Origin of the sequence: Arthrobacter sp. zg-Y179, from assembly GCF_020907345.1 — a bacterium.
In the GTDB taxonomy this organism is placed as follows: Bacteria; Actinomycetota; Actinomycetes; order Actinomycetales; family Micrococcaceae; genus Arthrobacter_B; species Arthrobacter_B jinronghuae.
Genome location: NZ_JAJJOB010000005.1, coordinates 65,632 through 80,011 on the forward strand (window position 1 = coordinate 65,632; position 14,380 = coordinate 80,011).

At 67.7% G+C, this 14,380-nt stretch carries 13 protein-coding genes; 1 reads left to right on the forward strand and 12 read right to left on the reverse strand.

Annotation, left to right across the window (positions count from 1 at the left end):
* Nucleotides 1-82: 82 nt before the first annotated feature.
* The 4 genes from LOC56_RS03440 to LOC56_RS03455 form a co-directional block, all read right to left on the reverse strand.
* Nucleotides 83-1,225 carry a glucose-1-phosphate adenylyltransferase family protein gene (locus LOC56_RS03440; RefSeq protein WP_229950491.1) on the reverse strand — a complete coding sequence of 381 codons (1,143 nt, stop codon included), beginning with the start codon at nucleotides 1,223-1,225 and terminating at the stop codon, nucleotides 83-85.
* Nucleotides 1,226-1,323: 98 nt separating this feature from the next.
* Nucleotides 1,324-1,818 carry a MarR family winged helix-turn-helix transcriptional regulator gene (locus tag LOC56_RS03445; RefSeq protein WP_229950493.1) on the reverse strand — a complete coding sequence of 165 codons (495 nt, stop codon included), beginning with the start codon at nucleotides 1,816-1,818 and terminating at the stop codon, nucleotides 1,324-1,326.
* 98 nt (nucleotides 1,819-1,916) lie between these two features.
* The gene (locus LOC56_RS03450) at nucleotides 1,917-3,503 is read right to left on the reverse strand and encodes an MFS transporter (protein WP_229950494.1); all 1,587 of its coding nucleotides are present in this window, start codon (nucleotides 3,501-3,503) and stop codon (nucleotides 1,917-1,919) included.
* 211 nt (nucleotides 3,504-3,714) lie between these two features.
* Entirely contained in the window at nucleotides 3,715-4,491 is a 777-nt protein-coding gene (locus tag LOC56_RS03455) for an SGNH/GDSL hydrolase family protein (RefSeq protein ID WP_229950496.1), read from the reverse strand.
* Between the two features lie 128 nt (nucleotides 4,492-4,619).
* Between LOC56_RS03455 and LOC56_RS03460 the strand changes: the two genes are divergently transcribed.
* Nucleotides 4,620-5,582, forward strand: coding sequence for a diacylglycerol/lipid kinase family protein (locus LOC56_RS03460; RefSeq protein WP_229950497.1), 963 nt, complete (start codon nucleotides 4,620-4,622; stop codon nucleotides 5,580-5,582).
* A gap of 30 nt (nucleotides 5,583-5,612) precedes the next feature.
* Here the strand turns inward: LOC56_RS03460 and LOC56_RS16260 are convergent, their stop codons facing one another.
* The 8 genes from LOC56_RS16260 to LOC56_RS03500 all read right to left on the reverse strand — a co-directional run bounded on the left by LOC56_RS16260 (nucleotide 5,613) and on the right by LOC56_RS03500 (nucleotide 14,309).
* Nucleotides 5,613-6,488, reverse strand: a complete 876-nt coding sequence (locus LOC56_RS16260) for a M23 family metallopeptidase (protein ID WP_229950498.1) — start codon at nucleotides 6,486-6,488, stop codon at nucleotides 5,613-5,615.
* 448 nt (nucleotides 6,489-6,936) lie between these two features.
* Complete coding sequence (locus LOC56_RS03470; protein ID WP_229950499.1) at nucleotides 6,937-8,004, reverse strand: FecCD family ABC transporter permease; 1,068 nt, start codon at nucleotides 8,002-8,004, stop codon at nucleotides 6,937-6,939.
* A complete protein-coding gene (locus tag LOC56_RS03475; protein WP_229950501.1) occupies nucleotides 8,001-9,116 on the reverse strand; it encodes a FecCD family ABC transporter permease in 1,116 nt (371 codons plus the stop codon). Before LOC56_RS03475 ends, LOC56_RS03470 begins: the two co-directional genes overlap by 4 nt.
* Nucleotides 9,088-10,116, reverse strand: a complete 1,029-nt coding sequence (locus tag LOC56_RS03480; RefSeq protein WP_229950503.1) for an iron-siderophore ABC transporter substrate-binding protein — start codon at nucleotides 10,114-10,116, stop codon at nucleotides 9,088-9,090. Before LOC56_RS03480 ends, LOC56_RS03475 begins: the two co-directional genes overlap by 29 nt.
* Before the next feature lie 72 nt (nucleotides 10,117-10,188).
* On the reverse strand, nucleotides 10,189-11,190 hold the full coding sequence (locus LOC56_RS03485; RefSeq protein WP_229951497.1) for a siderophore-interacting protein: 1,002 nt from the start codon (nucleotides 11,188-11,190) through the stop codon (nucleotides 10,189-10,191).
* Nucleotides 11,191-11,309: 119 nt separating this feature from the next.
* Complete coding sequence (locus tag LOC56_RS03490; protein WP_229950505.1) at nucleotides 11,310-12,221, reverse strand: ABC transporter ATP-binding protein; 912 nt, start codon at nucleotides 12,219-12,221, stop codon at nucleotides 11,310-11,312.
* Nucleotide 12,222: 1 nt separating this feature from the next.
* Nucleotides 12,223-13,296: a FecCD family ABC transporter permease gene (locus tag LOC56_RS03495; RefSeq protein ID WP_442860061.1), complete on the reverse strand. Its 1,074-nt coding sequence runs from the start codon at nucleotides 13,294-13,296 to the stop codon at nucleotides 12,223-12,225.
* Nucleotides 13,293-14,309: a FecCD family ABC transporter permease gene (locus LOC56_RS03500; RefSeq protein ID WP_442860074.1), complete on the reverse strand. Its 1,017-nt coding sequence runs from the start codon at nucleotides 14,307-14,309 to the stop codon at nucleotides 13,293-13,295. Before LOC56_RS03500 ends, LOC56_RS03495 begins: the two co-directional genes overlap by 4 nt.
* Nucleotides 14,310-14,380 lie beyond the last annotated feature (71 nt).

Here is a 14,380-nt window from a genome sequence, read left to right on the forward strand (position 1 = left end):
AACACACACACGACTTAACGCCTCTCTATCCTAGGGCCAACGGGCGTTTCGTTCAAACTCGGAGGTACCTGCGTGCCGGGTATCACGACGACGGCGGGTCCGCCTTTGAATCGCGCCCCACCACTGCCACGCCGTTTTCGGGATCCAGCTCAGCGCCGTCCAGTTTCCGCCCACCGCCGATCACCGTTGTGGAGTCCACAATCAGGTTGGCGATCCGCGCTCCGGACCGGACCACCACGCCGTCCAGCAGCACGCAGGAATCCACTTCGGCACCGGCCTCCACCACTGCACCGGCGCTGAGAACGCTGCGGCGTACGCTGCCTTCGACCCGGGCGCCGGGAGACAGCAGGCTGTCCGTGGCCACACCGTTCGGCCCGACATAGGCCGGCAGCCGCCGCGGGCTGGCGGAGAGGATCGGCCACTGCGGATCATCGAAGTCCAGGCCGTTGCCTTCAATCAAATCCAGGTGCGCCTGGTGGTAGCTGCGCGGCGTACCCATGTCCCGCCAGTACCCCGGCAGCCGGTATTCCACGACCTTTTCCTGCTCCACCAGGTAGGGAATCAGCTGGTCTCCGTAGTCCTCGAGCTGGCCGTCCCGCTGCACCAGGGTTTCCAGAGCGCTCAGGAGGACATCGGTGTCGTAGAGGAAGATCTCCGCCGCCACCAGGTCCGTCTTCGGGTTCTGGGGCTTGTACTCGAATCCGGTCACCAGCCCATTTGCTACCTCGACCGCCCCGTGGTCTCCCGGGTTGTTGTTGATCTTCGTGGTGACCATGGTCAGGGCCGCACCGTTCTCCTGGTGGGCCTCGACGACGTCGCGGTAGTCCAGGCGGTAGAGATGGTCGGCGCTGAGCACCAGCACGAGGTCCGGATCAAATTCACGGATGTAATCCACCTGGCGGTACAGGGCGTCCGCGTTGCCCTGCGCGAACCCTTCGCCGTCTCCGCCTTGGAAGGGCGGAAGCACCCGCAGCCCGCCCTGGGTGCGGTCAAGGTCCCAGGGCCGCCCGCTGACCAGCTGGTCGTTGAGGGACTGGGGCTTGTACTGCTCCACAATCCAGACATCGCCGAAGCCGCTGTTATGCAGGTTGGAGAGGGAAATGTCGATGAGGTTGTATGACCCGGCAACCGGGATGGCCGGTTTCGCTCGGTGGTCCGTCAAGCTGCCCAACCGTCCGCCGGCACCGCCGGCGAGGATTACGGTCAGGATTCGGGGTACGCGCATGCTGTGGTGCCTCTCATCGTGCCGTGGATATCGTGCGTTAGCTCGGTGTTAACCACGCTAACAAGGGCAGGCACCCGGGCAACAAATTGACTTTGGCGCTACGGTGCCTGGCTGGGCCCGAGTATGCCGTTTCCGGGGTCGAGGCGGGCGAGTATCTTCTTCCCCACGCGTTCCAGATCGGCAACGTCTTCGTCGGAGAGGCCGTCAAAAACCGCCTTCCGGACGGATTCCACATGTTCCGGCGCGAGTCCCTCGAGGGCGGACATGCCTTCATCCGTGAGAGCCGCCGTCGTCACCCGGGCATCCGCAGGCGAGGGGGTCCGGGTCATCCAGCCGCGCTGCTCGAGTTTCTTGACCACGTGGGAAAGCCGGGACAGCGATGCATTGGAGCGCGCCGCCAGCTCACTCATCGGCAGGGACCTGCCTTCGGCCTCGGAGACCATGGCCAGGACGTGGTAATCGAAGAGGGTGATCCGCGCGCGGCGGAACAGATCGGCGTCGAGCGCGGCCGGGAGGAGACCGGATACGGCGTACAGCGCCAGCCAGGCCTGCCGCTCCTGGGCGTTCAGCCAGCGGGGGGCACTCTCAGTCATCCCGGGATTCCTCTCGTCAATGCTTTACGCTTCAATGATCGCAGGCTTGGGGCTGCGCTCCAACCGGTGCCAAACGGCAGGAGCCGGCGGTAATGCGGTTAGCGGCTGACGCCGGGCTCCGCGCGGTTGTCAGCGGGCTGCGCAGCGGAGGGCGCCTGCTGGCTCCCCAGTGTGTCGAACGGCAGCGCGTCGACGTCGAGCAGCGGGTTCTCATCCTGGCCGGCGACCAGTTCGCGTGCCTCGGCGTGGGTGTCCACGCTCGGCATGGAACCCGGCATCGGCCGCTTGGCGGATTCCTTCATGAATACGACGGCGATGCCACCGGCCACGGAGGTGAACATCAGCCAGTACGCCGGCGACATGTCGTTGTCCGTGAGGGTGATCAGGCCCTGCATGATCAGCGGAGCAGTACCGCCGAAGATGGCGGTGGCAAGGTTGTAGGAGATGCCCATGGCGCCGTAGCGGCTGGCGGTCTGGAACAGGGAGGGCAGCGTGGCGGCGAGGTTGCCGACATAGAAGGTCACCGGGACGGCGAGCAGCAGCAGGCCGATCAGCGTAGTGGCAACCGGCCCCTGGTCAATCAGCACAAAGGCAGGAACAGCCAGCACGATGGTGGATCCCGCACCGATCCACAGCACGGGGCGGCGGCCGATCCGGTCTGACAGCTTGCCCGCGAGCGGAATGCACAGGGCCATCAGCACCAGGACGGGGATGGTCAGCAGGGTGCCGTGGACCGGGTCGTAGCCCTTGGAATCGGTCAGGTAGGACGGCATGTAGGACGTGAGCGCGTAGCCCACCGAGTTGACGGCGGCCACGAGGACCATGGCCAACACGATCGGACGCCAGTAGGCGCGGAAGATTCCGGCGGTGCCGAGGGAATCGGTTTCGTCACCGGCCTTGGCGCTGGCCTCCTGGGCGTCCAGCGTGGCCTGGAAGGCCGGGGATTCTTCGATTTTCAGCCGGAAGTAGATGGCGATGAGACCCAGCGGTCCCGCAATGAGGAAGGGAATGCGCCAGCCCCAGGCGACCATGTCGGACTCGGAGAGCAGCAGCTGCATCACCGAAACGACGGCGGCACCCAGGGCGAAGCCCATGTAACTGCCCAGGTCCAGGATGCTGGCCAGGAAACCCCGCCGCTTATCGGAGGCGTATTCCGAGACGAAGGTGGTGGCACCGGCGTACTCGCCGCCGGTCGAGAAGCCCTGCAGGAGCTTCATAAGCACCAGCAGGATCGGAGCCCAGATGCCGATGGTGTTGTAGCTGGGCAGCACGCCGATGGCGAAAGTGGAAGCGGCCATCATGATCAGCGTGATGGCCAGGGTCTTCTGCCGGCCGACGCGGTCGCCGAGGCGCCCGAAGACGATGCCGCCCAGCGGGCGGGCGACGAAGGTGGCAGCGAAGACGCCGAGGCTGAAGAGCAGCTGTGCGTCCTTGTCGGCGTCGGACAGGAAGACGGCACCCATGGTGACGGCGAGGTAGCCGTACACGCCGACGTCGAACCATTCCATGGTGTTGCCGACGACGGTGCCGCCGACGGCCTTCTTCATCATGGATTTGTCGACGACGTTGACATCGTCCACCTCGAGGCGGCGGCGCCGCAGGTGGGGCCTGCGGATCTTACGGGCCGCCTGTGCGGACGGTGAATCCGGGGTTCCGGAAGCGTGGGGCGGTGCATCTTTCGACATGTGGGCCTTCCCTCGATAGACGTCGGCTGCTGGAGACAAAAGCAACCACCCGAGCACCACACGGTGCCGGGCGACATACAAGTTTAGGAAAGGCACGGCGCATCCACCGAATCGGGGAAGCGGATTTTCCGCGTCAGGGCAGGGACTAAGGCCGGTTTCGGTATGCAAACAGCGTACTTATCACCACATATGTGATTTCCCGCACGATTAGCTATAAGGCGGGCAGCGGCGGGTGCGTAAGCTCCGGATAACGGGGGCTGAGGTTATCCCCGGAAGACACTCCGCGGAGCCGCCTGCTCACCCACGGACCGAGGTATTCCCGCGCCCACTGCGCATCCCGGCGGAGCTGATCCACCCGGTTGCGGGCGGGCAGCTCCTCCAGCTCCGGAGTGTCGATGGCGTCCGTTCCACGCAGCACTTCCAGCACCTTCTTCGCGGTCAGCATGTGCCCCGCGGGAGACATGTGCAGCCGGTCCACGGCCCAGTACCGTTCGTCCTGGAGGTTCTTCATGCGCCAGTAGTCCACCAGCACGGCGTCGTTCTTCTCCACCGCCTCGCGGACCAGTTCGTTGTAGATGGCAGTGCGTCCGCGGGTGCGTCCGAAGACCGGGGAGTTGCCGGAATCGAATCCCGTGAAGACCAGCACCGCGGCACCGCTGGCGCACAGCTTGGCGATCCCGGCATCGTAGGCAGCCACGATGGCGTCAATGTCCACCTTGGGACGCAGGATGTCGTTGCCGCCGGCATAGATGGTGACGAGGGTGGGTGACAGGGCGATGGCAGCATCCACCTGCTCGTTCAGGACCTGGTGCAGCTTCTTGCCGCGGATGGCGAGGTTCGCATATCCCCAGGAGCTGTCGGCCAGCACCAGCTGCTCGGCGACGCGGTCCGCCCAGCCGCGCACGCCGTTGGGTCGGGTCTCATCCTCGTCCCCCACGCCTTCCGTAAAAGAATCACCCAGGGCCACGTATCGCTGCTTGAAAGTCACCACCACAGATTACAAGCTTCTTCGACGACCAGTGTTCCAACCGGCAGCCGCATCAGCCTCCGCCCGGCCGCGTGCCGGGCTAGACTCAGAGCCGGAACTACAGTTCGCATGCTTACGATAAGGACACCATGACCAGCCCAGACACCCAGTCGCGTCCCCGTGCCGCCGTCATTGTGAACCCCATCAAGAAGACGGACTTTGACGTCCGGGTGCGGGTTGCGGAGATCTGCGCCGATGAAGGCTGGGATGAGCCGTTGTTCTTCGACACCGAGGAAGCGGACCCGGGGCACTCCATGACGCGCAAGGCCATGGAAGCCGGAGTGGACCTGGTGATTGCCGCCGGCGGAGACGGTACAGTGCGCTGCGTCGCCGCGGAGCTGGCCGGCACGTCCTTCCCCATGGGCCTGCTGCCGCTGGGCACCGGCAACCTGCTGGCCCGCAACCTGGACATCGGCGTCGATGACCCGGAGCAGGCGGTCCGCGCCGCCCTCAACGGTACTGAGCGGCGCATCGACGTCGTCCACGTCACCGTCGACGAGGCCGTAGACAGCGATACCTTCCTGGTGATGGCCGGGCTGGGGTACGACGCCGGCATGATGGCGGACACCAAGGACGCGCTCAAGGACAAGATCGGCTGGTTGGCGTACGTCGACGCCGGCATCCGGAACCTTCCCGGCAAGCCCGTGAAGACCACCATCTCGATTGACGGCGGCAAGCCGATCCACCGCCGCCTCCGCAGCGTCATGGGTGGAAACTGCGGCAAGATCACCGGCGGCCTGGAGATCTTCCCCGGAGCCCGGCTCGACGACGGACTGCTGGACATCCTGACCCTGGCGCCCAAGGGCAAGCTGGGCTGGGTTGGCGTGGTAACCGGGCTGCTGCGCCGCGGCAAGGGCAGCAGCACCGCGGTGGAGTACTACCAGTGCAAGCGTGCCGAGGTGTGGACCGAGTCCCCGCTGGACTTCGAAATGGACGGCGACCATCTGGGCAACGCCACCCATATCCTGTTCGAGATGGATGCCAATGCCCTGCGCATCCGGATGCCCCACGGCAAGAAGGACCCGGCGGTCCTCACCAACCCGGTGCCGTAACCCTAACCGGGCCGTTTGAAACGGCCCGGTTTAGAGCCAGCCCATCGGGTCTTCGTAGTTCCCGTGCCGCAGCACTTCGAAGTGCAGGTGCGGGCCGGTGGAGTTGCCGGTGCTGCCGATTCCGCCCACTACTGCGCCGGCATCCACCGCCTGGCCCACACTCACGTCAATGCTGTTGAGGTGGTTGTAGGTGGTCTGCAGGCCGTCGCCGTGGTCGACAACCACGCGCAGCCCGCCGCCGCCGGTGGTATGCCACCCGGCTTCGGTGACGGTGCCGCCGAGCATGGACTTCACGGGAGTTCCGGTCACGGCGCCGAAGTCCGTTCCGGTGTGGAATTCCAGGGCGCCCGGGGCCAGCGGGTTGTCCCGGTAGCCGAACGGAGACGTGACCACCATGTCATCCACGGGCGGGACAGGCCCCGGGTCCGGTTCGGCAACCGGTTCCGGCTCGGGTTCCGGCTCAGGTTCCGGTTCAGGCTCGGGGGCCGGTTCCGCCGCGGGTGCCGCTTCGGGAGCCTCAGTGTCCGGTGCCGCACCGTCGTCCGGGCCGTCACCGCTCTGGACTGCAGGCTCCACCACAACCTGGCGTTCAATCCGCAGGTCCGGTTCGACTGATTCAGCCGTACCTGTGACGAGCCCGCCGATAGCGACGGCAGCGGCGATGGACAGCGCGCCGGTCCGCCGGTTGGGGGCATCGTTCTCCTGGAGCCATTTCCGAGTCTGTGCGCCCAGCCCCTTGGCATAGTCCCCCAGTTCCTTTGCCCGGGCGCCCGCCTCCTTGGCCGCACGGCTGCTTAGGTCTTCAGTCCGGGTACGGAGCGTTCCGGCCTGGGTACGCAGGCCGGTATGCAGCTGCTTGGCGCGGGCGTGCAGGCTTTCCGCGGAGACCCGATGGTCCTGGGGCACCCGTTCGGGAGCTTGCTCTCCCGTCGGGCGCCTCCCCGCCAGACGCAGGGTACGGTCCCGGACATCGGCGAGTGTGCGGAGCAGGACCGGGGAGGAGTCAGTGTTCTTAGAATGTTCAGAGTCTAAAAAGTGCTCGGTCAACAGTCACCTCAGTGTGCGTTGGTCAAGGACTCTTCTACGATGCGGACTTTTCTGCAGTCCGTCGCGTTCCGGTCCCGGGCAGCCTTCACCGGGTTCCCTGGAGCGCTGAAGCCGGACTGGAACGTATCTGCGGGACCTTCCCGGTCCTCCGCCTGGCAATCCGGCACGTTTTAATTCTAAAAACCGGACCGGCCGCCGGTCCCCCTTTTGTGGCCAATCCCAATGCCGCTGGTGACCCATGTCCGGCACCCACGTGTCAGAGGTCTCGCCGCCGCCGGGCCCACGGGCACCGGCTCAGGGCATGTGCTCAGAGCACACCCTTCCGCGCTTCCCCGAACAGCAGGTACCCCAGATAGAGGCTGCCCAGGGCTGCGGTGAAGATGCCCACGGGCAGGGCTGCGCCGACGTCGATCTGCTGGACGGTGAAGTCGGACAGCGTCAGTACCAGTGCCCCCACCAGCGCCGGTGCAACCACACCGGGTGAGGAAACCCCGAGCAGGCGCAGCGCGATCTGCGGGGCAACCAGGGCCACGAACGCCACGGGCCCGCACACACTGACGGCCGCGGCAGCCAGTACCACCGCCAGGAGGATGGCGACCGTACGGGTACGGACCACCCGGACGCCGAGCGCCTCGGCCATGTCATCTCCGAGGGACACCAGGTTCAACTGCCGCTGCAGTGCTGCCGCGGCGGGCAGAACGAGGACCAGGGTTACGGCGATCGTGGCCACGTGGGACCAGGACCGGGACGCCAAGGACCCATTGAGGTAGAAGGCCAGCGTCTGTGCCTGCTGCTCCCCCACAGTCGTCATTGCCAGCGAGGTCAAGGCGGTTGCTACAGCGGATATCCCGATGCCGGCCACAATCAGCTTCCCGGGCCGCGCGAACCCGCGGCCGGTGCTGAGCCAGACCAGTCCCACTGCGATGGCACCGCCCAGGATCGCGGCGACGGGCACGGGCAGGTAGCCCGGCCAAAGCGTGGTTGCGGCAGCTCCGGCAGCCGCACCGCTGGTTAGCCCAACCACCTCCGGGCTTCCCAGCGGGTTGCGGGTGACGGTCTGGAACAGGGATCCGGCCACACCGAACGCGATACCGGCGCCCACGGCGGTCAGGAACCGCGGCCCGCGCAGCCGTTCGAGCACAAAGGAAGCGCTTCCCTCCGGCGGGGAGACGGCAAGCCCGAACAACTCGCGCCAGGTCAGCCCCAGGTCCCCGGCGGTCAGCGTGAATGCTCCCACCAGAATCAGTGCGATGGTCAGGAGCAAACAGATCAGGACGCTGCGCCTGCGGTACTGGAAGCTCAGGCGCTTGCCCAGGCGGAAGGTGCGCGGCCCGGACGCGGTACGGTTCCCGGGCGCGGTACGGACGCCGCTCATGCCACTGCCCGCATCCGGCGGACGGCCAGGATCAGCAGCGGTGCGCCCAGCAGGGCGGTGATCACGCCGGTAAGCATTTCCCCGGGCTGCGCCACGAGGCGGCCGGCGACGTCGGCAAACAGGAGCAGGGCGGGCCCGACAACGGCGCTCAGGACCAGCAGCCAGCGGTGGTCCGGGCCGGTAAAGCTACGCACGATATGCGGCACTGCGAGGCCGACAAAGCCGATGGGCCCGACGGCGGCGGTCGCCGACGCGCACAGGAGCGCGGCGGCCAGGGCGCCGGTGACCTTGGCGGTCTGCGGCCGCAGGCCGAGCGATGCCGCGGCTTCCTCGCCCAGGGCCAGGGCATTCAGGGTCCGGCCGGTGGCGAGGGCGGCAATCAGTCCGACCAGGAAGAACGGCAGGACGTCATAGGCCTGCTCCATGGTCCGGCCACTCAGGGACCCCACTGCCCAGAACCGGTACATGGTGAACACATCCGGCCGGGTCAGGGCAATCGCCTGGATGTAGGAGAGCAGCACCGCGGAGATCACCGTGCCGGCCAGGACCAGCCGGACCGGCGTCGAACCGCGCCGACCGGAGGCGAGGCCGTACACCACCAGCACTGTGAGCAGGGCGCCGGGCAGGGCTACCCACACATTCGCGCTCGTGGCGCCGAGGCCGAAGAACGCCATGCCCGTGACCATGGCGGCCGCGGCTCCCGCGTTTACGCCGAGGATGCCCGGATCCGCGAGCGGATTGCGGGTCAGGCCCTGCATGATTACCCCGGCCACGGACAGGGCGGCGCCGGCAACGATCCCCAGGACGGTCCGCGGCATCCGGCTGGCCACCACGTCATCCGCATAGGTGCTGCCGGTGCCGGTGATTTCCGTCCACAGCGACGCCGCGACTTCCGCCGGGCTCAGCTGGTGGGCGCCCACGGCGAGGCTGGTGATGACGGCGAGGAACAGCATGCCCAGCCCTGCGGCCAGCAGTGCCGTCCCGCGCCCGGCGCCCAGCAGCGGACGCCGAAGAGCGGCCGGGGCCCCCGCACCCGCCGCGCCCGGGGTTACGGCCGGCGCCGGGACCCACACAGGCGTCGAATTATGTGCCCTTGGCAACTGCTTCTTCAATCATCGGCTCGAACCGATCCAGGACCCACGGAACGCTCAGCGGCGTCAGGAAGCTGGAGGCCATGCCGACCTGGCGGTCCAGGCTGCGCACTACGGAACCGCGTTCAACGGCGGGAATCTGCGCGAAAAGCCGCTGCTCCTCGGTGCGCTGCTGTTCGGCTTCGTCGTTGTACCAGGTGAACAGCACGTCGACGTCGTTGAGCTTGCCGGCGTTCTCCAGCCCCAGGTCCGAGGTGAAGCTTCCCTCGCTCGAGGGAATGTCCTGCACCTCGGGGGCCACGGTCATGCCCAGCGCGGTGAGGATATCCACGCGTGCGTCACCCTCGTTGTAGAGCACCAGCGATCCGGGTGCGCCGCCGCCCCAGACGTAGGCGAAGGTCTTGCCGGCGAACTCGGGATGCTCGGCCGCGCTGTCCGCCAGTGACTGCCCGATGCCGTCAACCGCGTCCTGCGCCGCCTCCGGTTCGCCCAGGGCCTTGCCGATGAGCGAAATCTGGTCATCCCAGCTGATGTTCCATGCCTGCTCCGGGTAGGCCACGGTGGGAGCCAGATCGTTGAGGATGTCGAAGTCCTCCTGGGTGATGCCGGAGTTCGGGGCCAGGATCAGGTCCGGCTCCAAGGCGACAATGGCATCAATGTCAATGTCCTGTCCCCCGGTGAAGGTGGCGGGGAAATCGTCGCCTCGTTCCTCGATGGCTTCGCTGACCCACGGGTAGTTGCCGTGGTCGTCGTTGCCCCAGGTGACTTCCTCCACGCCCACCGGCGTGGTGCCCAGCGCGACGGCGGTGTCCGCGGAGCCCCAGCCGATGGTGACCACGCGTTCGGGCTTTTCCTCAATCACGGCCTGTCCCAGGGCGGAGTCGATGGTGACCGGAAAGTGCTCCGACCCTGCGGTGCTTGACCCGGCCTCCGGGCTGTCCCCCGCGTCTGCACCGCAGCCGCTCAGGGCCAGCAGGACCGCTGGGACCGCCAGCGCAGCGGCAATCGGAGTTCTTTTCATGGTTCTTCCTCTCAGGAGGACGGGCCCGCCGTGCGGCAGGCCCGTCAAACAAAAAATCGGGTGCGGGATTCGCTAGGAAAGCTCGGCGCGGCCCTTGCGCCAGTAGCCCATAAAGGCCACCTGCTTGCGGTCGATCCCGACGTCGCGCACCAGGTAGCGGCGCAGGCCGCGCACCACGGCGGCCTCGCCGGCAATCCAGGCATAGAAGGGAAGGGCGCCGGACGGGGCGTGCGGGTTCCGCGAGGCTTCCACCACGGCAGGATCCAGCCGCTGCGGGGTTTCCCACAGGATGGCCTCGTCCACGTTGACTTCCTCGGGTTCCCGCAGGGTGGGGCTGGGACGGAACGGTTCGCCGTCGGCGGTCTCCACCGAGGCCCAGCCGGGCAGTGCCACGACCTGCCGCACCGCGGCATCGAGGAGTTCCCCGTGCGGCCGGGAGCCGCGGGCCAGCCAGATCATCTGCACGCCGGAGTTGGTGCTGACCTCCTGGCGGTCGCCGCTGGAAGGAATTTCCATCAGGGCATGGCCGGTGACGTCTTCGGGCAGCGACTCCAGGATCGCGGTGATGGCCGGTACCGCGGTTTCATCACCGGCGAGCAGCACGTGCCGGGCCATGCCGGGACGCCATTCGATGCCTCCGTAGGACTCGGCCGTGACACACTGGGCAACATTCGGTCCAATGATGCAGACCCGGTCCCCGGGTTCTGCGGCGGCCGCCCAGCTGGAGGCCGGTCCGCCCTTGCCGTCCTCGTCGAAGTGCATCACGAAGTCGACGTCGATCTCCGGTTCGGGTCCGGAGCAGCGGGCACCGCGCACGGTGTAGGTGCGCATGCAGCCGCGGGTAGCCGGATCCAGCTTCAGCCAATCCTGGTACCAGCCGGCATCCAGCGTGGAGAGGTCCGGCAGCGGCAGGGAGGTGCCGGCAGCGTCGACGCAGGGCACAATCACCTTGATCCGCAGGTCGTGGGTCAGTCCCTGCACGCCGAAGTCGGCAAGGCAGGGACCGGCAAAGGTGACGCGCTGGAAGTTGGCGCCCACCCGGACAATCCGTTTGACCTCAACGTCGAAGGACATCACGGCCCCGGCGCTGCGGGCCCGGCGGCCCGTGCGTGCGGGGACGGCCGGGTCTGCCGGGGCAGCCGGGGCGGTTGCAGCGGACGCGGCAGTTGCCCCGTTGGCGGAGCGGACGTGCGTCATGATGCGGCCTCCATGGGCTCGTTGATACCGGACCGGCGCTGGCCGTCCCCCGGGTTGGGCAGGTACCCCTGCGGTTTTTCGGGTTCCGGTTCGGGTTCTGTCTCCGGTTCCGGTGCAGCGCTGTGGTGGCGTCCCAGCGGGACGACCATCGGCGTGCCGGACACCGGGTCCGGAATCACGCGGGAGGCCAGCCCGAAAACGGTGCCCACCAGTTCCTCGGTCACGACGTCGGCCGGGGCCCCTTCTGCGGCAATCTTCCCGTCCTTCATTGCCACCAGGTGGTCCGCGTAGCGGGCTGCCAGGTTCAGGTCATGCAGCACGATGGCCACGGTGGTGCCGGCCCGCCGGTTGAGGTCGGTAATCAGGTCCAGGACCTCGATCTGGTGGGTGACATCCAGGAAGGTGGTGGGTTCGTCCAGCAGCAGGATGTCCGTTTCCTGTGCCAGTGCCATGGCAATCCAGACCCGCTGGCGCTGGCCGCCGGAAAGCTCGTCCACGCTGCGTCCGGCCAGGTCCACCGTGTCCGTGGCTGCAAGCGCCGCTGCCACCGCGTCGTCGTCGGCGGCTGTCCACTGCCGGAACCAGCCCTGGTGGGGGTAGCGGCCGCGGCCCACCAGGTCCGCCACTGTAATCCCCTCGGGGGCGGTGGGCGTCTGCGGGAGGAGTCCGAGCGTGCGCGCCACCTGCCGGCTGGGCACGGAGGAGATGTCCTTGCCGTTCAGGTAGACGGTGCCGGCGGTGGGCTTCAGCAGCCGGGCCAGTCCCCGCAGCAGCGTGGACTTCCCGCACGCGTTGGCGCCGACGATGATCGTGATTTTCCCGGCGGGGAGGGTGAGCGAAAGCGAGTCCACCACTTTGCGCTCGTCGTATCCGAGCTCCAGCTTTTCAGCGGAAAGCAGGTTCTCCATGTCAGCCTCCTTGGCCTACGCGGTTTGACGTGACCAGCAGCCACAGAAGAAAAGGTGCCCCGAGGGCGCCGGTCACCACGCCCACGGGCAGGGTGACGCCGGGGATGAGGTTGGCACCGACAAAGTCCGCGGCCAGGACAATGCAGGCACCCACCAGTCCGGCGGTGAGCAGCGTGCCTTCCCCGCCCATCAGCCGACGGGCGATGGGGCCGGAAAGGAAGGCGATGAAGGCCACCGGGCCGGCTGCCGCGGTGGCGGCGGCGGCCAGGCCGACGCCGACGATGATCAGGGCCAGCCGCGCTGTTTCGACGCGGATGCCGAGGCCGGCAGCGGCATCGTCACCGAGTTCCAGTCCGCGCAGGCTCCGGGCAAGCACGGCCGCGGCGGGAAGCAGCACCAGCAGGAAGGCGGCCAGGACCGCTGCACGGTCCCAGCTGCTGTTGTTCAGGGAACCGTTGAGCCACACGAGCGCTTCAGAGGCGGTGCGGATGTCCGTCCGGGTCAGCAGGTAACTCACCAGTGCCTGCATGACGGCGGCGAAGCCGATGCCCACCAGCACCAGCCGGTAACCGGCCACACCGCCGCGGCGGGAAAGCAGGTAGATGGCCAGGGCCACCACCAGCGCCCCTACCAGCGCGACCACGGACACCGTGGTCCCGGCGGCGCCGAACAGCACGATTGCACACACTGCGCTGGCACTGGCCCCGTAACTGATGCCGATGATGTCCGGGCTGGCCAGGGGGTTGCGCAGCAGGGTCTGGAATACCGCCCCGGCGATGCCGAATCCCACGCCGATCAAGGTGCCGATGACGGCCCGGGGAAGCTTGCTCTCCATCAGGATGTAGCTTGCACCGGGGATCTGCTCGCCGAACAGGATCCGGAAGAAATCCGGGATGGTGAAGGTATAGGTGCCCAGCAGGACGTAGACCGCGAACAGCACGAACACCGAGGCGGCCAGCAGCGACGGGACCAGGACCCGGCGTCGCCGTCCCTGTCGCCGGGCGGCCCGGACCGCTTCGGCCGCACCGGCGGGCGGGGTGCGCGGCCCGCGGGGAGTTTCGACGGCGGTGCTCACAGCTCGGCCAGCTTCCGCCGCCGCACGAGCCAGATAAAGACCGGCGCGCCGATCACTGCGGTAGTGACCCCGACGGGGATTTCCCCCGGCGGCAGCAGGACCCGGCCCACCACGTCGGCGGTGACCAGCAGTGCCGGGGCGAGGAGCATGGAGAAGGGCAGGATCCAGCGGTAATCCGGGCCGGTGAAACTACGCACTACGTGCGGGATGACCAGCCCGATGAACGCGATGGGGCCGGCCGCGGCGGTGGCTGCGCCGCACAGCAGCACTACGCCCAGGGCTGTGATCCCCCGCGTGAGTCCGACGCGCTGGCCGAGCCCGCGGGCAACGTCGTCGCCCAGGCTCAGGCCGTTCAGGGCCCGCCCGGCGAAGACGGAAATCAGTGCGCCGGCCGCCAGGAACGGCAGCACCGCCGCAATGGTGTCCCAGTCGCGTCCGGACACGCTGCCCACCTGCCAGAAGCGGAAGGTGTCCAGGGTCTGCTGGCTGGAGACCAGCACGGCGCTGAGCAGGGACATCAGCCCGGCGCTGAGCGCTGCACCGGCCAGGGCCAGCTTGACCGGCGTGGCGCCTTCCCGGCCGAGGCTCGCCACCAGATAAACGACGGCGGCGGCTCCGGCGGCGCCGGCCAAGGCGAACCAGATGTAACCGTTGAGGTTGGTGATGCCGAAGATGTAGATGCCCACCACCACTGCGAACGCAGCACCGGCGTTGACGCCCAGGATGCCGGGGTCTGCCAGCGGATTGCGGGCTACGCCCTGCATGGCCGCACCGGCCAGGCCGAGGGCGGCGCCGGTGACCAGACCCAGGACCGTACGCGGGACGCGGGAGTGGACCACCGCGTGGTCTCCGTTGGCCGGATCGAAGGCAGTAAAGGCATCCCACACAGTGCCGGGGGCAACCGGCCGGGCACCGATGGCGACGGACGCGGCGCATGCCACGGCAAGGAACACAAGGGTCAGGAGGAGCAGGCCGGCACGTCGTCCGGATCCGCGGTTTCCAGCGGTTTCCAGGCCGGAAACTACAGGTTCCGTGCCGGGACCGGCGGTCTTGCCCGCGGAGGAATGCGCTTCAGTGAGGTGCA